Annotated in this window: 21 protein-coding genes; 13 read left to right on the top strand and 8 right to left on the bottom strand. The window is 68.8% G+C overall.

What is annotated here, in order from left to right; all coding sequences use genetic code 11:
• Positions 1 to 136 precede the first annotated feature (136 nt).
• The 3 genes from mgtE (at position 137) to NVS89_RS16390 (ending at position 4,757) form a co-directional block, all read left to right on the top strand.
• Positions 137 to 1,534 (top strand): magnesium transporter, encoded by a 1,398-nt coding sequence (mgtE, locus tag NVS89_RS16400; RefSeq protein WP_258733836.1) that lies wholly within the window; start codon positions 137 to 139, stop codon positions 1,532 to 1,534.
• Between the two features lie 91 nt (positions 1,535 to 1,625).
• Complete coding sequence (locus NVS89_RS16395) at positions 1,626 to 3,938, top strand: putative bifunctional diguanylate cyclase/phosphodiesterase (protein ID WP_258733835.1); 2,313 nt, start codon at positions 1,626 to 1,628, stop codon at positions 3,936 to 3,938.
• A 15-nt stretch (positions 3,939 to 3,953) separates the two neighbouring features.
• Complete coding sequence (locus NVS89_RS16390; protein WP_258733834.1) at positions 3,954 to 4,757, top strand: YdcF family protein; 804 nt, start codon at positions 3,954 to 3,956, stop codon at positions 4,755 to 4,757.
• On the opposite strand, the gene NVS89_RS16385 is transcribed toward NVS89_RS16390, so the two are convergent.
• Positions 4,754 to 5,059: a DUF3253 domain-containing protein gene (locus tag NVS89_RS16385; protein WP_374114587.1), complete on the bottom strand. Its 306-nt coding sequence runs from the start codon at positions 5,057 to 5,059 to the stop codon at positions 4,754 to 4,756. The two genes, NVS89_RS16390 and NVS89_RS16385, sit on opposite strands and share 4 nt — an antisense overlap.
• Entirely contained in the window at positions 5,056 to 5,751 is a 696-nt protein-coding gene (locus NVS89_RS16380) for a DUF599 domain-containing protein (RefSeq protein ID WP_258733833.1), read from the bottom strand. The genes NVS89_RS16385 and NVS89_RS16380 overlap by 4 nt, the downstream gene beginning before the upstream one ends.
• 645 nt (positions 5,752 to 6,396) lie before the next feature.
• Between NVS89_RS16380 and NVS89_RS16375 the strand changes: the two genes are divergently transcribed.
• From NVS89_RS16375 to NVS89_RS16365, 3 genes are all read left to right on the top strand, one after another.
• Positions 6,397 to 7,071 carry a glutathione S-transferase family protein gene (locus tag NVS89_RS16375; RefSeq protein WP_258733832.1) on the top strand — a complete coding sequence of 225 codons (675 nt, stop codon included), beginning with the start codon at positions 6,397 to 6,399 and terminating at the stop codon, positions 7,069 to 7,071.
• Positions 7,072 to 7,111: 40 nt separating this feature from the next.
• A complete protein-coding gene (locus NVS89_RS16370; RefSeq protein WP_258733831.1) occupies positions 7,112 to 7,546 on the top strand; it encodes a DUF1489 family protein in 435 nt (144 codons plus the stop codon).
• Positions 7,547 to 7,607: 61 nt separating this feature from the next.
• On the top strand, positions 7,608 to 7,778 hold the full coding sequence (locus NVS89_RS16365; protein ID WP_258733830.1) for a hypothetical protein: 171 nt from the start codon (positions 7,608 to 7,610) through the stop codon (positions 7,776 to 7,778).
• 14 nt (positions 7,779 to 7,792) lie between these two features.
• On the opposite strand, the gene panC is transcribed toward NVS89_RS16365, so the two are convergent.
• Positions 7,793 to 8,653, bottom strand: coding sequence for a pantoate--beta-alanine ligase (gene panC / locus NVS89_RS16360; RefSeq protein ID WP_258733829.1), 861 nt, complete (start codon positions 8,651 to 8,653; stop codon positions 7,793 to 7,795).
• Between the two features lie 139 nt (positions 8,654 to 8,792).
• Between panC and NVS89_RS16355 the strand changes: the two genes are divergently transcribed.
• Together NVS89_RS16355 and NVS89_RS16350 are read left to right on the top strand one after the other, a co-directional pair.
• Positions 8,793 to 9,539, top strand: a complete 747-nt coding sequence (locus tag NVS89_RS16355; protein WP_258733828.1) for a VWA domain-containing protein — start codon at positions 8,793 to 8,795, stop codon at positions 9,537 to 9,539.
• A complete protein-coding gene (locus NVS89_RS16350; RefSeq protein WP_258733827.1) occupies positions 9,536 to 10,234 on the top strand; it encodes a DnaJ domain-containing protein in 699 nt (232 codons plus the stop codon). The genes NVS89_RS16355 and NVS89_RS16350 overlap by 4 nt, the downstream gene beginning before the upstream one ends.
• Positions 10,235 to 10,245: 11 nt before the next feature.
• On the opposite strand, the gene NVS89_RS16345 is transcribed toward NVS89_RS16350, so the two are convergent.
• Positions 10,246 to 11,928 carry an SPOR domain-containing protein gene (locus NVS89_RS16345; RefSeq protein ID WP_258733826.1) on the bottom strand — a complete coding sequence of 561 codons (1,683 nt, stop codon included), beginning with the start codon at positions 11,926 to 11,928 and terminating at the stop codon, positions 10,246 to 10,248.
• A 363-nt stretch (positions 11,929 to 12,291) separates the two neighbouring features.
• Between NVS89_RS16345 and NVS89_RS16340 the strand changes: the two genes are divergently transcribed.
• The 5 genes from NVS89_RS16340 to NVS89_RS16320 all read left to right on the top strand — a co-directional run bounded on the left by NVS89_RS16340 (position 12,292) and on the right by NVS89_RS16320 (position 17,269).
• Positions 12,292 to 12,627, top strand: coding sequence for a phasin family protein (locus NVS89_RS16340; RefSeq protein ID WP_258733825.1), 336 nt, complete (start codon positions 12,292 to 12,294; stop codon positions 12,625 to 12,627).
• 550 nt (positions 12,628 to 13,177) lie between these two features.
• Positions 13,178 to 13,534, top strand: a complete 357-nt coding sequence (clpS, locus tag NVS89_RS16335) for an ATP-dependent Clp protease adapter ClpS (protein WP_374114586.1) — start codon at positions 13,178 to 13,180, stop codon at positions 13,532 to 13,534.
• A gap of 31 nt (positions 13,535 to 13,565) precedes the next feature.
• A complete protein-coding gene (clpA, locus tag NVS89_RS16330; protein ID WP_258733823.1) occupies positions 13,566 to 16,001 on the top strand; it encodes an ATP-dependent Clp protease ATP-binding subunit ClpA in 2,436 nt (811 codons plus the stop codon).
• 162 nt (positions 16,002 to 16,163) lie between these two features.
• Positions 16,164 to 16,919: an AzlC family ABC transporter permease gene (locus tag NVS89_RS16325; RefSeq protein ID WP_258733822.1), complete on the top strand. Its 756-nt coding sequence runs from the start codon at positions 16,164 to 16,166 to the stop codon at positions 16,917 to 16,919.
• Positions 16,916 to 17,269 carry an AzlD domain-containing protein gene (locus tag NVS89_RS16320; RefSeq protein ID WP_258733821.1) on the top strand — a complete coding sequence of 118 codons (354 nt, stop codon included), beginning with the start codon at positions 16,916 to 16,918 and terminating at the stop codon, positions 17,267 to 17,269. Before NVS89_RS16325 ends, NVS89_RS16320 begins: the two co-directional genes overlap by 4 nt.
• Here NVS89_RS16320 and NVS89_RS16315 read toward each other — a convergent pair whose 3' ends face one another.
• From NVS89_RS16315 to NVS89_RS16300, 4 genes are all read right to left on the bottom strand, one after another.
• Positions 17,270 to 17,692 (bottom strand): HIT domain-containing protein, encoded by a 423-nt coding sequence (locus tag NVS89_RS16315; protein ID WP_258733820.1) that lies wholly within the window; start codon positions 17,690 to 17,692, stop codon positions 17,270 to 17,272. It abuts the gene before it with no gap.
• Between the two features lie 103 nt (positions 17,693 to 17,795).
• Positions 17,796 to 19,046: a GNAT family N-acetyltransferase gene (locus NVS89_RS16310; protein WP_258733819.1), complete on the bottom strand. Its 1,251-nt coding sequence runs from the start codon at positions 19,044 to 19,046 to the stop codon at positions 17,796 to 17,798.
• Between the two features lie 160 nt (positions 19,047 to 19,206).
• The gene (locus NVS89_RS16305; RefSeq protein ID WP_258733879.1) at positions 19,207 to 19,953 is read right to left on the bottom strand and encodes a glycerophosphodiester phosphodiesterase family protein; all 747 of its coding nucleotides are present in this window, start codon (positions 19,951 to 19,953) and stop codon (positions 19,207 to 19,209) included.
• A 33-nt stretch (positions 19,954 to 19,986) separates the two neighbouring features.
• Positions 19,987 to 20,448 carry a RidA family protein gene (locus tag NVS89_RS16300; RefSeq protein WP_258733818.1) on the bottom strand — a complete coding sequence of 154 codons (462 nt, stop codon included), beginning with the start codon at positions 20,446 to 20,448 and terminating at the stop codon, positions 19,987 to 19,989.
• Positions 20,449 to 20,475 lie beyond the last annotated feature (27 nt).

The following is a 20,475-nucleotide window of genomic DNA, read 5'->3' as shown; positions in this document are numbered from 1 at the left end:
CCGGTTCTCCTGTTGCGGACCGACAACGGCGCCGGCCGGTTCGAATCTATCGCGCGCGGAACGATTTGCGTTCCCATGCGATGCTTCCTAAGAACAGCTCCATCCAGTCAGTGTGAACGTCCGGCCGGAGTGCGGCATGAGCGAAGAGACCGATCTCGCCGTCCCGCCCGCGCGCGGGACGGAACCCGAACGCGACCCGATCGAGGTGCCCGGCTTCGTCGAGGCGGTGGCCGGCGCGGTCGCGACCAGCGATGTCGGCGCGCTGCGCGAGCTGGTCGCCGATCTCCACGAGAGCGACCTGGCGCGCCTGCTCGAGGCCCTTCCCGGCGAGGACCGGCCGCGCCTCGTCGAACTGCTCGGCCCGGATTTCGACTTCACCGCGCTGACCGAGCTCGACGAGACCGCGCGCCTGCAGATCCTCGAGGCGCTGTCGACCCGCACCGTGGTCGAGGGCCTGCGGGAGCTCGAATCCGATGACGCGGTCTACATCCTCGAGGACCTCGACGAGGCCGACAAGCAGCAGATCCTCGCCTATCTGCCGACTCCCGAGCGCGCGGCGCTGCAGCGCAGCCTCGACTATCCCGAGGCCAGCGCCGGCCGGCGCATGCAGACCGAGTTCATCGCGCTGCCGCCGTTCTGGACCGTCGGCCAGACGCTGGACTACATCGGCGAGACCGAAGGGCTGCCGGAGACCTTCTTCGAAGTGTTCGTGGTCGACCCGACCTACCGCCACAGCGGCTCGGTGCCGCTCGACCGGCTGATCCGCACGCGCCGGAACGTGAAGCTCGGCGAGGTCGTCACGCCGGACCGCCATGTGGTGCAGGCGACCGACGACCAAGAGGACGTCGCCCGCGTGTTCGAGCGCTACAACCTGATCTCCGCGCCGGTGGTCGACGAGGGAGGGCGCCTCGTCGGCGTGCTCACGGTCGACGACATCGTCGACGTGATCCAGGAGGAGGCCGACGAGGACCTCAAGGCGCTGGGCGGCGTCGCCGGCGACGAGGAGCTGTCGGACAGCTTCTGGTACATCGCCCGCAGCCGCTTCTCCTGGCTGCTCCTGAACCTGATCGCCGCCAACATCGCCTCCTTCGTCATCTCGCTGTTCGAGGGCGAGCTGCAGAAGATGGTGGCGCTGGCGGTGCTGATGCCGATCGTCGCCAGCCAGGGTGGCAATGCCGGCACCCAGACCATGACGGTGGCCGTGCGGGCGCTGGCGACGCGTGAGCTGAGGGCCAGCAACGCCCGGCGTATCGTCATGCGCGAGCTGCTGGTCGGGCTGTTCAACGGCGTCGTCTTCGCGGTGATCATGGCGGCGGTGGTCTTCGCCCGCTTCGGCCTGGCCGATCTCGGCTACGTCATCGGCCTCGCCATGATCATCAACCTCGTGGCGGCCGCGCTCGGCGGCATCCTCATCCCGCTGGGGCTCGACCGGCTCAAGGTCGATCCGGCGGTATCCTCCGGCCCCTTCGTCACCACAGTGACAGACGTCGTCGGCTTCTTCGCGTTCCTGGGTATCGCTTCATTGTGGTTCTAGGACTCGCCGCTTCGTGTCTACCTCCCTATCTGATTTCAATCGGAATTAAGGAAACACGAGCTAAGCTGTTGTCGTCTTGTTGGAGGAGCGGATGAAGGCGCCCTTCGGACGCCTTCTTGGACCTCGTGCCGAAGGCGACGCGATCCGCGGCGCGGCGGGCTCGCCGCACCCGGACCTGGCGCGCGCGGGCGACCGCATGATCATCGCGGTCGCGCTGGTCATCGTCGCCGCGGTCGTCGCCATGGCCGGCTTCGCCTTCGTCGCCGCCGAACGCATCGACATGGCCTCGCGCGCCCGCTGGAGCAGCGTCGTGGTCGAGTCGCTCCAGCGCCGGGCGAGCTCGCTGCAGCGGGACCTGGCGAGCTTCGCGCACTGGGACGAATCGGTGCTGCGCACCGCCTATTTCCTCGACGTCGACTGGGTGCACGAGAATTTCGGCCACTGGCTCTACAAGACCCAGCGGCACAACCGGTCCTACATCGTGCTCGACAGCGGGGTCGCCTATGCCTCGGTCGATGGCGAGCTGACGCCGGTCGACAAGGCTCCCTTCGACGCCGACGCCATCCTGCCGCTGGTGCGCGGCGTGCAGAGCGCCTATGCCGCACGCAGCCACGAGGCCGCCACCGCTCCCAAGATGGAGGACGGGCGCAGCCGCGAGCTGCCGCCGGTGTTCCGGGCCGGCTACATGCGCGTCGAGGGCCATCCCGCGCTGGTGGGCGCGATCAGCATCACGCCGGACTACGGGCGCGTGGTGCCGCCCAGCGGCCTGCCGCCGATCGCCGTCACGGTTCTGTTCATGGATGCGGATTTCCTCGGCGACATCGTCGGGGAGCTGCACATCGTCGACCCGATCGTGACCAACCACCCGCCGGGTAGCGAACGTCAGGCGGTAGCGATTCCCTTCTACGATTCGAACCTGCCACCGGCTTGGCTGAGCTGGATCCCGGACAACCCCGGCGCCTCGCTGATCCGGGCGCTGCTGCCCGCGCTGACGGGCACCGCCGTCCTGCTGCTGGTCGCCGCCGCGATCGTGCTCTGGTTCGCGCGCCGCGCCACCCAGAACCTCGCCGCCAGCGAGGCGCTGGCCTCGCGCCTTGCCTATGTCGACCCGCTCACCGGGCTCGCCAACCGCGCCATGCTGGTGCGCACCATCGGCGAGTGGCCGGCGCAGAACGCCCCCGGCGCGCGGCTTGCGATCTTCTTTCTCGACCTCGACGGCTTCAAGGACATCAACGACACGCTGGGCCACCATATCGGCGACCAGCTTCTGACCGAGATCGGCAACCGGCTGAACAGCCTGCCCATGCCGGTGGCGCTCGCCTCGCGCTTCGGCGGCGACGAGTTCGTGATCCTGGTCCCGGTCGGGGCGGACGATCACGAGATCGAGGCCATCGGCGCCGTCATCCTGGCGACGGTTCGCCAGCCGGTCGAGCTCGCCGTGCAGACGCTGGCAGTGAGCGGATCGGTCGGCGCGACCATCGTGCCCGACCACGGCACCGAGGCCAGCGAGCTGCTGCGCCTCGCCGACATTGCCGTCTACCGCGCCAAGGCGGACGGGCGGAACGCGGTGCGCCTGTTCGCGCCGAGCATGGAGCGCGAGGTGGTCCGCCGCCGCGAGATGGAACGCGAGCTGCGGCGGGCCCTTGACGAGGGCGAGCTCGCGGTGTTCTACCAGCCGCAGTTCTCGGTCGACGGCGAGGCGGTGGTCGGCTTCGAGGCGCTGGTGCGCTGGTATCACCCGACCAACGGCGTCATCTCGCCCGGCGAGTTCATCTCGGTCGCCGAGCAGTCCAGCCTCATCACCGAGCTGGACATGTGGATGCTGCGCCAGGCCTGCGCCCAGTCGCGCGACTGGAGCGACGTCAAGATCGCCGTCAACCTGTCGCCGGTGGATTTCCGCGCCCAGGACCTCGCGGTGCAGGTGGCGCGCATTCTGGAGGAGACCGGCTTCCCGCCGGAGCGGCTAGAGATCGAGATCACCGAGAACCTGCTGTTCGGCAACCAGCCCGAAGCGTTCTCCTCGCTCTCGGCACTGCGCAACATGGGCATCCGCATCGCGCTCGACGATTTCGGCAGCGGCTATTCCTCGCTCGGCTACATCCGCCGCTTCCGCGTCGACACGATCAAGATCGACCGCAGCTTCACGCAGAACATCGGCCGCAGCGACGACGCGGCGGCGATCATCGACTGCGTGGTGCGGCTGGCGCGCGCGCTCGCCATCACCGTCACCGCCGAGGGCGTGGAGACGCGCGAGCAGCTTCGCTACCTGCAGTCGGTCGGCTGTCATCAGGTGCAGGGGTTCCTGCTGGCGAGCCCGGTTCCGCTGTCGAGCATCGATCGGTATCTGGAACGCGCGCTCCGCCCGCTCACGCCCACGCCGCAACGCCGCCGCGTCATCGTCTGAGCGGGAGGCAGCCTCATGTTCTTCTACGCCTCCAAGATTGCCTGGATGGTCGCCGTTCCCTCGACCTTCCTCACCCTGCTGGCGCTCGTCGGCCTGATGCTGATGCCATGGTTCCGCCGGCTCGGGCTGACGCTCGCCGCACTGGGGGCGATCGGCATCGCGGTGGCCGGCCTAGGGCCGCTCGGGCGCGTGCTGATGCACGAGTTGGAGCAGCGCTTTCCCCAATATGAGGGAAAGGGGCCGGTGACCGGCGTGATCGTGCTCGGCGGCGCGGAGCTGACCGAGATCACCGCCTCGCGCGGGCAGCCGAGCTTCAACGAGTCGGCCGAGCGGGAATTCGCGCTCGCCGACCTCTCGCGCCGCTACCCGCAGGCGCGGCTGGTCTTCGTCGGCGGCAGCGGGCAGATCCTCGGCTCGACCATGCAGGAGGCGGCGGTGGTCCGCCGGGCGCTGGGCCAGCTCGGCGTCGATCCGGCGCGGGTGACCTTCGAGACGCGCTCGCGCAACACGGCGGAGAACGCCCGCAACGCGCGGGAATTGCTCGAGCCGCAGCCGGGCGAGCGCTGGCTGCTCGTCACCTCGGCCTTCCACATGCCACGCGCGGTGGGATGCTTCCGTGCCGCGGGATTTCCGGTGATCGCCTATCCGGTCGATTTCCGCACCACGGACAGGCTGAGCCTCGGGCTGTTCAGCAGCGTGTCGGAAGGGCTCGATTTCGTCGACCGCTCCGTGCGCGAATGGGTGGGACTTGCCGTCTATTACTGGACCGGACGCACCGACGCGTGGTTCCCCGCGCCCCGGCCCGAATCCCAGCCCTAGGCCGGGTCGTCCGGCGGCAGGCCGAGCCGGTAGACGCCCTTGAGGCTGTCCGGGTCGACCGGCTTGCCCTTGCGATAGATGACGAGCCGCCCCTCGCGGGCAAGGCGCAGCGCGGTGCGGCGCACCAGCGGAAGCAGGCTCTGCCAGTCCGGCCCCGTCGCCAGCGCTCGCGCCGGCTCCTCGGGGGCGATGGTGCGCGGCGCATCGGGACGGCCGGCGAGGGCGAGGATCGCCGCCTCCATCGCGGCCTCGTCCGGCGCGGCGTCCGTCGAGGTGGTGTCGGTAGATGCTGGCGCGGTCACGGCCGGCCTCCCGCGTCCGTATCGAGGATCCAGTGCGAGTCGCGCCCGATCTGGCGGTTGATCATGACGAAGAAGATCGCGACCGTCGCCGCCATGAAGGCCCAGCCATTTATGTACCAGCCGAGATAGCCGATGGCGAAGAAGAAGGCGCGCTGGCCGCGGTTGAAATGCCGCCCGGCCAGCGTCGCCATGCGCGCGGCCGAGAGCACATGCGCCTGCGCCTCCGCGCTGGCGACCTCGGCGGGCGGCGGCGTCGAGCCGACCAGGATGGTGGTGTAGTTGAACAGCCGGTAGGCCCAGGCGAACTTGAAGAAGGCGTTGGCGAAGATCAGCGTCAGGCCGAGCGTCTTGATCTCCCAGCTCGAGCGCGTGGGCGCGACGAAGGGCAGGTCGGCGAAGATCGCCATCACCGCGTCGGTCGACTGGAGGATCGCAAGCGACGCGCCGATCGCCAGCAGCGAGGTGGAGGCGAAGAAGGCCGTGCCATTCTGCAGTGCAGCGACGATCTGGGTGTCGATGATGCGGTTCTCGCGCGCCAGCATGCGCTGCATCCACTGCAGCCGGAAGCCGTCCATGCGCCCGTTCAGGGTCCGCCCGCGCGACCACCCGCCCTCCATCAGATGGTGGTAGGCGACCCAGGTCACGGCGAACAGGGCAAAGGCCATCCCGTCCAGATAAGTGAAGCCGAACATGGCGGTAGGATCGTGCCCTCGCGTTTCGCTTCAACCAGCATCGCCGCCGAATCGGCTGATGCGGCGGTGGCCGAGCTTACCATTGGCGCGAAGACAGGCACGCCCCGGATCCGCCCTTCCCATGCGTCCCAAGCGCGTCTGGGTTGCAGGGCAGCAGTGGATTGTGACGTTTCCGCGATTGCGAAAGGAGTAACGTTTCATTAAATAATGTTTCGTGCGCTGCGCTTCGGGAGTCGTTCCCGCGAAAGCCGGCGGTCAGGTGTGATTATCCGGGGATCATCCATGAGTTCCCTTTCCGAGCGCTCCTGTTGGGGAGTTGCGCGCTGGGCTGTTGTCGCCTTTCTCGTAGGTGTCGGTCTGGTCTATCTGTTCGGCGGTTTCGACGCCGTTCAGGTTGCCGCGAGCTGAACGTGCCTGCCAATTCCTGGCTCTCGTTCAGCTTTTGCGAGCGGCCTGCCTAAGTCTGAAAGCGGCCCGGCCAACAGCCGGGCCGTTTTCCGTTTCCGGACTGCGAATGGGCTGCCGGCCCGACGCCGCCCGGGCCGCGATCAACGTCGCTGATCGCGTCCATGACGTCTTCGCATTTGCGCCGCGGGGCGCGACGCCGGAAGGTGGCGTCCCCCAATTCTCGCGCGGAGGCACGGCGTGACGCTTAAGCTGGTGATCGGCAACAAGAACTATTCCTCGTGGTCGCTGCGCCCCTGGCTGGCGATGACCGCGTTCGGCATCGCCTTCGAGGAGATCCTGGTCCCGCTCGACACGCCCGAATTCAAGAGCCAGATCCGCGCGCATTCGCCGGCGGGGCGGGTGCCGGTGCTGATCGACGGCGAGGCGGTGGTGTGGGAATCGATCGCCATCCTCGAACATCTCGCCGAACGCTTTCCCGACAAGCCGCTGTGGCCGCGCGAGCCGGCGGCGCGGGCCCATGCCCGCTCGCTGGCGACCGAGATGCATGGCGGCTTCGGCGCGCTGCGCCGCGAGGCGCCGATGAATCTCTGGCGCCCGGTGGAGCCGCGCGCCTTTCCCGAGGACACGGTGAAGGACGTGCGCGTGCTGCTGCGCCGCTGGAGCGAGGCACGCGAGCGCTTCGGCGCCGGCGGGGACTTCCTCTATGGCGCCTTCAGCGCGGCGGATGCGATGTACGCGCCGGTGGCGACGCGGCTGCGCACCTACGCCATCGAGGTCGACCCGGTCGCGGCCGCTTATGTGGAGGCGATCCACGCCCATCCGGCCTTCGTTGCGTGGAAGGAGGCGGCGCTGAAGGAGACCCACGTGCTGGAGATCGACGAGGTCGACTGGCCCGTGGTGAAGCGCGTATAGAGGGCGGCGAACCGCCCCGCCTCCCATGCCCGTAAAAGCCATGCCTCTCAACCTGCTGAAACTCTGCGTCGGCGCCGAATCCATCCAGGACCTCGAGGAGTGGATCGCGCAGAATCTGGCCGGTAAGGCCGCGCGCGGCGAGCCGGCGGAGCAGTTCCACACCACCCGCATGGTGCCGACCCGCACCGACGAGCTGCTCGATGGCGGCTCGCTCTACTGGGTCATCAAGGGCGAGGTCGCCTGCCGCCAGCGCTTGCTCGCGATACGGCCCTTCGTGGACGGCGACGGCATCCGGCGCTGCCACCTCGTGCTCGAGCCGGCGGTGCATAAGGTGATGCCGCGCCCGAGCCGGCCGTTCCAGGGCTGGCGCTATCTCGCCGCGAAGGACGCGCCGGCCGATCTCGGCGTAGAGGAGAGCAGCACCGTGCTGCCCGAGCACCTGCGCCGCGAACTGCGCTCGCTCGGCCTCATGTAAGCGCGAACCGGACCGCTCCTTGAACGTTGTCCTTAGGTGAGAACGGACAAGGGAGACCGAGATGGTCCAGGATTCGGACGACCACCGGGAGTTCGACCACGGCGAGACGGTCGTGAAGGCGAACACCGAGGAGCGTCAGGCGGCCGAGGTGCGGCCGATGCGCTACGTACTGGGCATCGGCCTGGTGCTGGTCATCATCGGCATGGCGGTCAGCTACGTGACCTTCACCTGAGGCGGGCCGGCTGTTCAGCCGGGTACGGCCAGATTGTCGATGAGCCGCGTGGTGCCGATCCGCGCCGCAACCAGCAGGCGGACCGGGCCCTCGGCTGGAGAGGCGATCGGCGCCAGCGTCGCGGCATGGCGCGCTTCCAGATAGTCGAGCGCGAAGCCGGCCGCGATCACCTCGTGGCGGGCCGCGTCGACGGTATCGGCGATCGGCTCGCCGGCCGCGATCGCGGCGGCGGCCTCGCTCAGCGCCCGGTGGAGCGTCGGCGCGGCGGCGCGTTCTTCTCGGCCGAGATAGACATTGCGCGAGGAGAGGGCGAGCCCGTCCGCCTCGCGCACCGTCGGCACCCCGACGATGCGCACGGGAAGATCGAGATCGCGCGCCAGACGGGTGACGACCTGGAGCTGCTGGTAATCCTTCTGCCCGAACAGGGCGACGTCCGGCAGGGTCTGGATCAGCAGCTTGGCGACGACGGTGGCGACGCCGGCGAAATGGGTGGGGCGGAAATCGGTCTCGAGCCCCAGCGCCGGGCCGGCGAGCGAGATGGTGGTGCAGAAGCCCTCGCCATACATCTCCCCGGCATCCGGCACGAAGGCGAGCTCGGTGCCGGCGGCGTCGGCCTTGTCGAGATCGGCCTCCAGCGTGCGCGGGTAGCGGCTGAGATCCTCGGTCGGCGCGAACTGGGTCGGATTGACGAAGATCGACACCACGACGTGGTCGGCCTCGCCGCGGGCGGCCTCCATCAGCGCGACGTGTCCGGCGTGGAGCGCGCCCATGGTGGGCACCAGCGCGACGCTCTCGCCCGCCGCGCGCCATCGACCCACCTGCGCGCGAAGATCCGCGACGGTGTGGACGGAGCGGATGGTGCGGGTGGAGCTCATGATGCGACCTGTGGGATGCGTCGGCGGGTGGGGCGCGGAAGCTAGCAGAGCGGGAAGGGGGGTCAACCGTTCGGGAGATGGCTGTTCGGCGTGCCTCTTCCCCCGCTACTATCGCCGCGAATCCGCGTGCAGGTGCTTCATGGCCGCCGACAAGACCAGACCGCCCACCTCCCCCACGGCGCCGACAGGCCGGACGCCGGCACCGCCCGCCGCGAGTGCCGACGTCGCGGCCTTCCTCGCCGAGGTGAAGGCCCGTCCTCCGGTGGCGGCCGACCGGCGCGGGCGGCTGATCTTCGCGCTCGACGCCACTATGAGCCGCCAGCCGACCTGGGACCTCGCCTGCTCGCTGCAGGCGGAGATGTTCAAGGAGGCGGCGGCGATCGGCGGCCTCGACATCCAGCTCGTCTATTATCGCGGCATCGGCGAGTGCAGGGCCTCGCCCTGGCTCGCCGACGCCGGCAAGCTCGGCGCGCTGATGGGGCGGATCGATTGCCGGGGCGGGCGCACGCAGATCTCCCGCGTGCTGCGCCACGCCGCCAGCCAGGCGGAGAAGGGGCCCGTCGGCGCGGTGGTGTTCATCGGCGACGCCATGGAGGAGCCGGTCGACGCGCTGTGCGCCGAGGCGGGGCCGCTGGCGATGCGCGCCATTCCGGTGATGATGTTCCAGGAAGGCCACGATCCCGTGGCCGAGAACGCCTTCCGCGAGATCGCGCGGCTGACGCACGGTGCGTGGTGCCGCTTCGACGCCGGCGCCGCGGCGCAACTCCGCGCGCTGCTGCGTGCAGCGGCCGCCTATGCCGCCGGAGGCACGCAGGCGCTGACCGCGCTGGCACACTCCTCGGCCGGCGCCCGCCAGCTCATCGCCGCGCTCGGAGAGGGGCGATGATCAACCTGCTCGCGGGCGCGGCCATCGTCGCGCTGCTCTATTACGGGCTGAAGGCGTTCGGCCGGGCCGATGCGCAGGCGCTGGCCAAACTCGGCCGCTCGGTCGGCGGCACGGTGGTGCTGCTGCTCGCCGGCTTCCTCGGTATGCGCGGGCATATCGAGACCGCGCTGCCTCTCGGCATCTTCGGCCTGTCGCTGATCGGCTGGAACATCGGCCAGGCGCTGCCATGGTCGCGCGGGCAGAAGACGCCCGGCAGGCAGTCGAAGGTGCGCACCGCCATGCTCGACATGGTGCTCGACCATGACAGCGGACGGCTCAGCGGCACGGTGATCGGCGGGCCGCTGAAGGGCGCCGCCCTCGACGGGCTGGACGTGGCGACGCTGGCGCGGCTCGCGCTCGAGGTCGACCCCGAGAGCCGCCAGCTACTCGAAGCTTACCTGGACCGCCGGGCGCCCGGCTGGCGTGAAAACGCTCAGGGCGACCCGGGCCGGGGGCGCGCTCATGCGGCGAGCCGCGGCGCGATGACGGAAGAGGAGGCCTACCAGATCCTGGGCCTTCCGCCGGGGGCGGGGACGGACGAGATCCGAAAGGCTCACCGATCCCTTATGAAGAAACTCCATCCCGACCAGGGCGGGTCGAACTATCTCGCCGCCCGGGTAAACGAGGCCAAGGATATCCTGCTCGACGGGCATTGATCGCATCCCCGTCAGTTCCGGAAGACCATGCAGCCGAAGTCCTGGCGCTTCAGGGCGCTGCAGGCCTTGCGCGCGGCGGCTTCGGCATCGAAGCCGGCGAAGCGGGCACGCACGAAGGTGGTTGAGCCCTTGGTCGCTTCCTCGGTGTAGGGATCGACATTGGCGAGCGGGCCGGGGACCTTCTTCTGCGCCCGGGCGATCTGGGCGCGGGCGTCGGCCTCGCTGCCATAGGCGCCGATCTGGATCGCCCAGCCCGAACGCGGAGCGGCGGTCTTCTCGGCGACCTCGGTGTCCTGGCGAGGAATGGCGACGTCGCCGACGCTGGCCACCTCGATCGGCTTGATGGCGCGCTGGGCGGCGGCGGTCTTCACCCCCGAGCCCGGCAGCGGGCTGAAGGACAGCGTGCCGAGAATGCCGGGCTGGTTGCTGAAATGCGCGGTCGCGGCGGAATTGGGCGACACCACCGCCACGGTCTTGACGTTTACCGGCACGATCGGCGCGGCCGAACCCACGGGCGGGGTGTCCTCGGCAGGCGCGGCGGCGACCTGGGCGGCCTCGACCTTGACCGGGGCGCGCGCGGCCTGCTGCGGCGCGGCCAGCGGCATCGGGATGGAGGCGGTGGCCATCGTGTCCTCGTCCTCGACCTCGGCCATCGCCAGCGGGGCGGAGGCGGACGAGGTGACGGACGCGGTGGCCGAGGCCAGGGCGAAGCGCGGATTGGCGAGCGGGACCGGCACTTCCTCCGGCGACACGGCCGGCGGGGCGGGCGGCGTCGGCGTGGCGAGCGCGACCACCGGCGTCGGCAGGTCGTCGGCGTCCACCGGCGCCTTGTCCATGCGGGCGACCATCTGCCGGCCGGAATAGGCGCGGGACAGCGTGTCGTTGAGCAGCGCGACCATGCGGTTGTCGCGCGAGGCGGCGCTGCGGCCGCCGAGCACCACGGCGATCACGTAGCGCCCGTCACGCTTCACGCTGGTCAGCAGGTTGAAGCCGGACGCATTGGTGTAGCCGGTCTTGATGCCGTCCACGCCCTTCATCCGCCCGAGCATCCGGTTGTGATTGCGGATGGCGACCCCGTGATACATGAAGCTGCGTTCCTCGAAATACTTGTAGTAGGTCGGGAAGCGTTCCTGGATCGCGCGGCCGAGGGTGGCGAGGTCGCGGGCGGTGGTGAGCTGGCGCTTGTCCGGCAGGCCGTTCGGGTTGACGTAGTTGGTGCGCGACATGCCGAGCTGGTGGGCGCGGCGGGTCATCAGTCGCGCGAATTCGGGCACGCTGCCGGAGATGTTCTCGGCGATCACCACCGCGACGTCGTTCGCCGAGCGGGTGATGAGCGCCTGGATGGCGTCTTCGACCTGGATGGTGGAGCCGGCCTTCACGCCGAGCTTCGAGGGCTGCTGCTTGGACGCGTAAGAAGAGACCTTGAGCTGCGAATTGAGCCGCAGCTTGCCGGCCTCGAGCTGCTCGAACAGCAGGTAGAGCGTCATCACCTTGGTGACGGAGGCGGGATGACGCAGCGAATCCGCGTCGTCCTGGTGAAGGACCTTGCCCGTGTTGGCGTCGATGACGATGTCGGCATAACCGCGTTGCCAACCGCCGCTCGCTGCCTCGGCCGCACCGGCCCCCAGCACCGAAATTGCCAACAAGGTCGCCCCCGCACGCAGAAGCCGCGTGCCCATCCCCGGAACCTGCATCTACCCGTCCCGCTACTCATCCGGCCCCCGGCCGGGAACATCCATACCCGTCAGCGCCCCTGCGCTGGATGCGCCTTAGCGGCGCTGATATCCCGCAGCTCAAGGAAACGTTGCCGAGCGATCACTACGGGGAGCTTATGGAGGGCGCGGTTACGAACTCGTAAACTCGGATAGTGAACGACATTCATGTGGCGAGAAAAAGGGCAGGTAGCGCAGTGTTGTAGCCGCCATATTGCAGTGCACAAAATTCATTGACGTGGATGGTGCATTGCATTATATAGAGCGTGGGACCACGGTTTCCCAAAGCAGGCGCGGGTGAGACGCGTAGGCCGCACGCGCGGAGGAGCAAAGGAGTTGGCTACCATGCAGAATATGGACGAGATCCAGAAACTGGGTAAGGACAATCTCGACATCGCCATGAAGAGCTTCGGCACCATGTCGAAGGGCGTCCAGGCGATCGCCGTCGAAGTCGCCGACTATTCCAAGAAGTCCTTCGAGGAAGGCACTGCCGCGGCCGAGAAGCTGTTCGGCGCCAAGACGCTCGACAAGGCGGTCGAGATCCAGTCCGACTATTTCAAGAACGCCTATGAAGGCTTCGTCGCCCAGGCGACCAAGATGGGCGAGCTCTATGCCGATCTCGCCAAGGAAACCTACAAGCCGTACGAGAGCATGCTGGGCAAGTTTCCCGGCGCCAAGTGATCGGCGCCAAGTGACCGGCGTCAGGTGATCGGCGCCTATTGGCCGGCGCCGAGCGAGGCGCCGTGCCGAGGCCGCTCTCTCTGAGGCTCTCCCCGGGATCCGTCGCGACGGCGTCTGCGCGGGTTTTCCCCGGGGCCCGGATTCGCGAGGCGGGTCCGGCGAGGGAGGTCCCTCGGGCGGATCGCTCTCGGCGGACTGCTTCCCGCAGTCTCCTCGGCAAATCTTTTCCGGCTTTGGGCCGGTACCGTCTCCACCGCAAAGGCCCGGCTCCCCGCCGGGCCTTCTGCTTTTGTGGCCACGCCCTGCCGCGCCGGCCGGCTCGCCTTTTCCCCACCCTTCGGGGAATGTTTTCCACGGCGGGCGCGAGGGGCGCGTCATCGCGCGGTCATGCGCCAAGGCGGCGTCGCGCAACGATCCGGGCGGGCAATGTCACCGGATTGCGACAGAGCGCCCGCAAGGAGGCTCTGGCGCTGGGGGGGAGGCGTACCTATTATAGTTTCCTACGGCCAGCCCCGGCCGCGAAGGTCCAGCCTGAATGGCACTATCGGTCATGTCTAAGCTGCACGAGAGGATGATGGCTGACGACGAGCGTCGCCGGCGCGGCGACAACGCGCCCGGCACGGCGGTGATTACCCGTACCAAGCCGCAGGTGAAGCGGCCCAATCTCTATCGGGTGCTCCTTCTCAACGACGACTACACGCCAATGGAGTTCGTCGTGCACGTGCTGGAGCATTTCTTCACCAAGAACCGGGAGGAAGCCACCCAGATCATGCTGCATGTGCACCAGCATGGCGTGGGCGAGTGCGGCGTCTACACCTACGAGGTGGCCGAGACAAAGGTCACCCAGGTGATGGACTTCGCACGAAAGCATCAGCATCCTTTGCAGTGCGTCATGGAGAAGAAGTGACGCCCCGCGACGGCTAAACGAAGAGGTCCCGATGCCCACCTTCTCCCGAAGCCTCGAACAGTCACTTCACCGGGCCCTCGCGCTCGCTAACGAACGCCATCACGAATACGCAACCCTCGAGCACCTGCTGCTGTCGCTGGTCGACGACCAGGATTCCGCCGCGGTCATGCGCGCGTGCAATGTCGATCTCGAGAAGCTGCGCCGGAACCTGGTCGAGTACATCGACACCGAGCTCGACAACCTGGTGCAGGACGCGGGCGAGGATTCCAAGCCGACGGCCGGATTCCAGCGCGTGATCCAGCGCGCGGTGATCCATGTCCAGTCCTCCGGCCGCGAGGAGGTGACCGGCGCCAATGTGCTGGTCGCGATCTTCGCCGAGCGGGAGAGCCATGCGGCCTATTTCCTGCAAGAACAGGACATGACCCGTTACGACGCGGTCAACTACATCAGCCACGGCATCGCCAAGCGCGCCGGCATGTCCGAGAGTCGTCCCGTCCGTGGCGCCGAGGAGGAGACGGAGACGAAGACCGGGGAAGAGGCCAAGAAGAAGGCCGATGCGCTCGAAGCCTATTGCGTGAACCTCAACAAGAAGGCGCGCGACGGGAAGATCGATCCGCTGATTGGCCGCGACGGCGAGATCCAGCGCACCATCCAGGTGCTCTGCCGCCGTTCCAAGAACAACCCGCTTTTCGTGGGTGATCCCGGCGTGGGCAAGACCGCCATCGCCGAGGGCCTTGCGCGCCGCATCGTCGACGGCGAGGTGCCGGACGTCCTCAAGAAGGCGACCGTGTTCTCGCTCGACATGGGTGCGCTGCTCGCCGGCACGCGCTACCGCGGCGACTTCGAGGAGCGCCTGAAGCAGGTGGTGAAGGAGATCGAGGCCTATCCGGACGCGATCATGTTCATCGACGAGATCCACACGGTGATCGGCGCCGGGGCGACCTCCGGCGGGGCGATGGATGCCTCCAATCTGCTCAAGCCTGCCCTTGCTTCGGGCACGCTGCGCTGCATCGGCTCGACCACCTACAAGGAGTACCGCCAGTACTTCGAGAAGGACCGCGCCCTGGTTCGCCGCTTCCAGAAGATCGACGTGCCGGAGCCGACCGTGCCGGACGCGATCGAGATCCTGCGGGGGCTGAAGCCCTATTTCGAGGACTACCACCGGCTGCGCTACACCAACGACGCCATCAAGGCGGCGGTGGAACTCTCCGCGCGCTACATCCATGACCGCAAGCTGCCGGACAAGGCGATCGACATCATCGACGAGTCCGGAGCGGCCCAGATGCTGCTGCCCGAGGGCCGGCGCAAGAAGACCATCGGCGTGAAGGAGATCGAGGCGACAATCGCCACCATCGCCCGCATCCCGCCGAAGACGGTCTCCAAGGACGACACCGAGATCCTTGCCGGGCTGGAGACCACGCTCAAGCGCGTCGTCTACGGCCAGGACAAGGCGATCGAGGCGCTCGCCTCGGCGATTAAGCTCGCCCGCGCGGGCCTGCGTGAACCGGAGAAGCCGATCGGCTCCTACCTGTTCTCCGGCCCTACCGGCGTCGGCAAGACCGAGGTGGCCAAGCAGCTCGCCTCCAGCCTCGGCGTCGAGCTGTTGCGCTTCGACATGTCCGAGTACATGGAGCGGCACACCATCTCGCGGCTGATCGGCGCGCCTCCCGGCTATGTCGGCTTCGACCAGGGCGGCCTGCTGACGGACGGCATCGACCAGCATCCGCACTGCGTGCTCCTGCTGGACGAGATCGAGAAGGCGCATCCCGACCTGTTCAACATCCTGCTGCAGGTGATGGACCACGGGAAGCTGACCGACCACAACGGCAAGCAGGTCGACTTCCGCAACGTCATTCTCATCATGACGACCAATGCGGGCGCGGCCGACCTGTCGAAGTCGGCGTTCGGCTTCACCCGCTCCAAGCGGGAGGGCGACGACGTGGAGGCGATCAACCGTCTGTTCGCGCCGGAGTTCCGCAACCGGCTCGATTCGATCATCCCGTTCGCCCACCTCACCAACGAGGTGATCGCGCTGGTGGTCGAGAAGTTCGTGCTCCAGCTCGAGGCCCAGCTCGCCGACCGCAACGTCACCATCGAGCTGTCCGACGAGGCGACCGCCTGGCTGGTCGAGCGCGGCTATGACGAGCAGATGGGCGCGCGCCCGATGGGCCGCGTGATCCAGGAGCACATCAAGAAGCCGCTGGCGGACGAGGTGCTGTTCGGCAAGCTGCGCTCGGGCGGGCATGTGCGGGTCGTGGTCGTCACCGACGAGACGGCGACCACCTCGCTCGGCTTCGAGTTCCCCGAGGGGCCGATCACGCCGAAGCCGGAGAAGATCCTGGCGCCGAAGCCGAAGCGCGCGCCGCGCCGCAAGGCCGGCACGGGCACCAAGGCCAAGAAGGCCGCCGATGGCGGGCGCGGCCGGGCCGGCGGTTCGCGCGTGCCGCGCGTGCCGCTCAAGGTCTGAGCCGCGGCGGAGAGGCCCGGCACGCCGGGCCGATCATCGAAAAATGCAAGCCGCCCGCGGTAGCTCGCGGGCGGTTTTGCTTTATCTGGCGGCCAGGGTCCGAAGGTTCGGCTTGACCGCGCCGTCCTGCGGGTCGATCAACGGCCCACTGGATTCCGCATAATGCATTCACCCCCTTCCATCCCCGAGGCCGGCGAGGCCGGCACCCCGGTCTGGTTCCTGCGCGGCGCCATCGCCTCGCTGAGCGCGCCCGGCTTCGTGCTGCTGGCGACCTTCCTGGGGTTCGGCGGCCTGCTGCACGACCTCGGCTTTCCCATCGTCGCCGGCCTGATCTCCACCGTGCTGGTCTGGGCGCTGCCGGCGCAGGTGATCCTGGTCGGCGGGCTGGCGTCGGGCTCCTCGCTCCCGGCCCTGGCGATCGCCGTGTGCCTGTCCGGTGTCCGGCTGCTGCCGATGGTGGTGTCGCTGATGCCGCTGATGCGGGGGCGCAGGCCGCGCCTGTGGCAGGAACTGCTCTGCGCCCATTTCGTCGCCGTCACGCTGTGGGCGGAAGGCTTCCGCCTGCTGCCCAAGGTGCCGACGGCGGCGCGCCCGGCCTTTTCGGTTGGCGTCGGTGCCGGGCTGATGACCACAAGCGTCATCGGCACCGCCGCCGGCTTCTACCTCACCAACGTGCTGCCGGCGCCGCTCGCGGTGGCGCTGCTGCTGCTCACGCCGATCTCCTTCACCATCCTGCTGGTGCGCAATGCGAAGGCGCGCGTCGACTGGCTCGCCATCGTGCTCGGCGCGGCGATCTCGCCCTTCGCCTCCTACCTGCCGGGCGGGCTCGACCTGTTCTGGGCCGGCGTCGGCGGGGGAACGCTCGCCTTCGTCATCGCGCGGCTGCCGCCGAAGCGGCGGACGGGAGCGCGCCCGTGAACGGACAGCTCAGCGAGTTCGGGGCGATCCTGATCGTGATCCTGGTCGGCTTCCTGCCGAACGAGGTCTGGCGCGTCCTTGGCGTCGCGCTCGGGCGCGGGCTCGACGACGACAGCCTCCTCATGCGCTGGATCCGCGCGGTGGCGACAGCGCTGCTGGCAGCGGTGGTCGCGCATCTTGTGCTGGTGCCGAGCGGGGCGCTGGTGGCGCTTCCGCTCTGGCTCAGGCTGGCCGCGGTGGGCTCCGGCATCGCCGGCTTCCTCGTCGGGCGGCGCTCGGTGCTGGCGGGCGTGCTCACCGCCGAGGTGGTGCTGGTGGCCGGCGCCTGGTGGCTCGGCGTCGGGGCGTGATCAGCCCGCGAGCGCGGCCTTGAGCGCCTCCGCCTGCGCCGCGAGCGCTTCCGGCGTCTCCTTGTAGGACAGGGGCGGGCGCAGCTCGACGCCGGTATGGCGCGGGATGACGTGGAGATGGAGGTGGAACACCTCCTGTCCGCCGGCCTTCTCATTGTGCTGGGTCAGCGTGATGCCGTCGGCCTCGAAGGCGCGCATCTGCGCCCGGGCGATGCGCTGCGCGGCGGCGACCACCGCCGCGAGGTCGTCCGGCTCCACGTCCAGCAGGTTGCGGGACGGGGCCTTGGGGATGACCAGCGTGTGGCCGGTCGCGCGCGGCATGATGTCGAGGAAGGCCAGGACGCGCTCGTCCTCATAGACCCGGTAGGCGGGCAGCTCGCCGCGCAGGATCTTGCCGAAGATGTTGCCCGGATCATAGGTCATGGCGGTCCTCCCTGTCGGCCCGGCGCCCGCCGGCCGTCCTGTGTGCCGGCCGTGATTGCAGCCCGCGCGGCGCCGGTCAAGGCTTCGCGCACCCGTGCGCCGGTCAGGCTTCCTCGTCGAGGTGGCGGGCATTGTGGCGATAGGGGCCGAGCTCGGTCAGCTCCTCGCCCGCGCTTTCCACGTAGTCGCGCTCGCGCTCGAGATAGCTCGCCACCGCCGCGCGCAAGCCCGGGTCGGCGATGAAATGGGCCGAGCGGGTGGTCACCGGCAGATAGCCCCGCGCCAGCTTGTGCTCGCCCTGGGCGCCGGCCTCGACCGTGGCGAGGCCGCGCGCGATCGCGAACTCGATCGCCTGGTGGTAGCAGACCTCGAAATGCAGGAAGGGATGGTGCTCGACGGCGCCCCAGTTGCGGCCATAGAGCGTGTCCGGACCGATGAAGTTGATGGCCCCGGCGATCCAGCGCCCGGCGCGCTTCGCCATCACCAGCAGCACCCGGTCGGCCATCCGCTCACCAATCAGCGAGTAGAATTTCCGGTTGAGATAGGGGCGGCCCCATTTGCGCGAGCCGGTCTCCATGTAGAAGGCGAAGAACGCGTCCCAGATCTCCTCGGTGATGTCGGCGCCGGTGAGCCAGTGGATGGAGATGCCGTTCGCCAGCGCCTCGCGCCGCTCGCGCCGGATGACCTTGCGCTTGCGCGAGGCGAGTTCGCCCAGGAAGTCGTCGAAGCTGCCATAACCCCGATTATGCCAGTGGAACTGCTGGTCGGTGCGGGGCAGGAACTCTTCGCCCTCCAGCGCCCGCGCATCGGCCTCGGTCAGGAAGGTGGCGTGGACCGAGGAGGCGCCGCGCATCTCCGCCAGCGCGACCAGCCCCTGCGCCAGCGCGGTGCGGGCGGCGGGCGCGGTGGCACCGGCGCGCACCAGCAGCCGCGGGCCGGTGGCGGGGGTGAAGGGCACGCTGACCTGGAGCTTGGGATAGTAGCGGCCGCCCGCCCGCTCATAGGCCTCGGCCCAGCCATGGTCGAAGACGTATTCGCCCTGCGAGTGGGACTTCAGATAGGCCGGGCAGATGGCGAGCACCTGCTCGTTCGCCCCCTCCAGCACCAGATGCTGCGGCAGCCAGCCGGTCTTGGCCGAGACCGAGCCGGATTCCTCCAGCGCGGACAGAAACTCGTGGCTGGTGAACGGGTTGCCGCGCCGTTTGGCGGGGTCGGAAAAATCCTTGCAGATCAGCTTCTTGAAGTCGTTCGATAAGGTTTCGAGCGAGGCGTCGTCGGCGCAGGCGTTCCAGTCTGCGGGCGTGAGGGCGCGGATGTCGCTCTCGACGCGCAGACGGATGGTGTCGTCAGTCATGGGATGCCGTGTCGTTCGCAGGATGGCGCGGGGTGCCGTGCCTAATGTGCGCGCCCCATGCGGCGGACGGAAGGCGTTTCACGACAACGCGAATTCCGGTGCCCTGCGCTGCGGGCAGGGCACGGAGAGCACGCTCGGGTGGGAGTTCAGGGCAAGAAGCTCAGGGCAGGAAGCCCTCGAAGATGATCTGGTCGGCGTGGCGGGCGGCGACGGCGCGGTCCTCGGCGGTGCGCACGGTCCAGGTCAGCAGCGGCAGGCCGAGCGAGCGCCGCGCCAGCGCGACGGCCGGCGAGGGCAGGTCCTTCACGTAATGGGCGAGGAAGTCCGGGCGCGTGCGGGGCACGTGCAGCAGGTTGCCCCAGGCGAACTTGGTGCCCGGCGCCAGGAAATCCCATTCCGGGTCGTCATAGCGCCGCTCCATGGTGAAGCCGCGCGGGATGTCGGGCGCGAGGCGCAGCGCCGCGGCCACGAGGTCGGGGTCGAACGACATCAGCGCCGCGGGGCCGGCATAGTCCGCCAGGATGCCGGCGGCCCGCACGACGAGCGCGTCGTCGCCGTCGAAACGGCTCTTCATCTCGATGACCAGCGGCACCCGCCCGGCGACCCGCGTCAGCAGCTCGGGCAGGGTCATCATCCGGTCGCTGGTATCGCGGAAGGCGACCGCCTTGAGCGCGGCGGCGGCAAGCGCGCCGACCGGGCCGGTGGCCGTCGTCAGCCGGTCGAGCGTGTCGTCGTGGAACACCATGACCTCGCCGTCGGCGGCGAGCTGGATGTCGACCTCGATCGCGTAGTCGCGGGCTATCGCCGCGTCCACCGCGGCGGGCGTGTTCTCGACGATGCCGCGCGCCGCGTCATGCAGGGCGCGATGCGCCACCGGCCGGGCGGTGAGCCAGGCCGGGGCGTTGATCGCATAGGCGGGAGGGGCGCTCACGGGCCGCGCTCAGGCGAATTCGATGATCGCTTCGACTTCGACGCTCACATTGAAGGGCAGCGCCGCGACGCCCACCGCCGAGCGCGCATGGCGGCCGGCATCGCCGAACACCTCGACGAATAGGTCCGAGCAGCCATTGACGACCTTCGGCTGCTCGGTAAAGTCCGGCGCCGAGTTGACGAAGCCGACCAGCTTGACCACCCGCTTCACCCGGTCGAGGTCGCCGAGTGCGGCCTTGATCTGGGCGATCAGGTTGATGCCGCACTGGCGCGCGGCGGCGCGGCCGGCCTCGATGTCGGATTCACGGGCGAGCTTGCCCTGCATCATCTTGCCGCCCGCCATGGAGATCTGGCCGGAGATGAAGAGCTGGTTGCCGGTGATCACGCTCGGCACGTAGTTGGCCGCCGGCGCACTCGCCTCGGGGATGGTGATGCCGAGCGCCGCCAGCCTGGCTTCGACCGTTCCGGACATATGTCTCTCCATGCTATCTTGTTACCT

The sequence above is a fragment of the Ancylobacter mangrovi genome, from assembly GCF_024752355.1.
Lineage (GTDB): Bacteria > Pseudomonadota > Alphaproteobacteria > Rhizobiales > Xanthobacteraceae > Ancylobacter > Ancylobacter mangrovi.
This window is presented reverse-complemented; position numbering and strand designations above follow the sequence as displayed.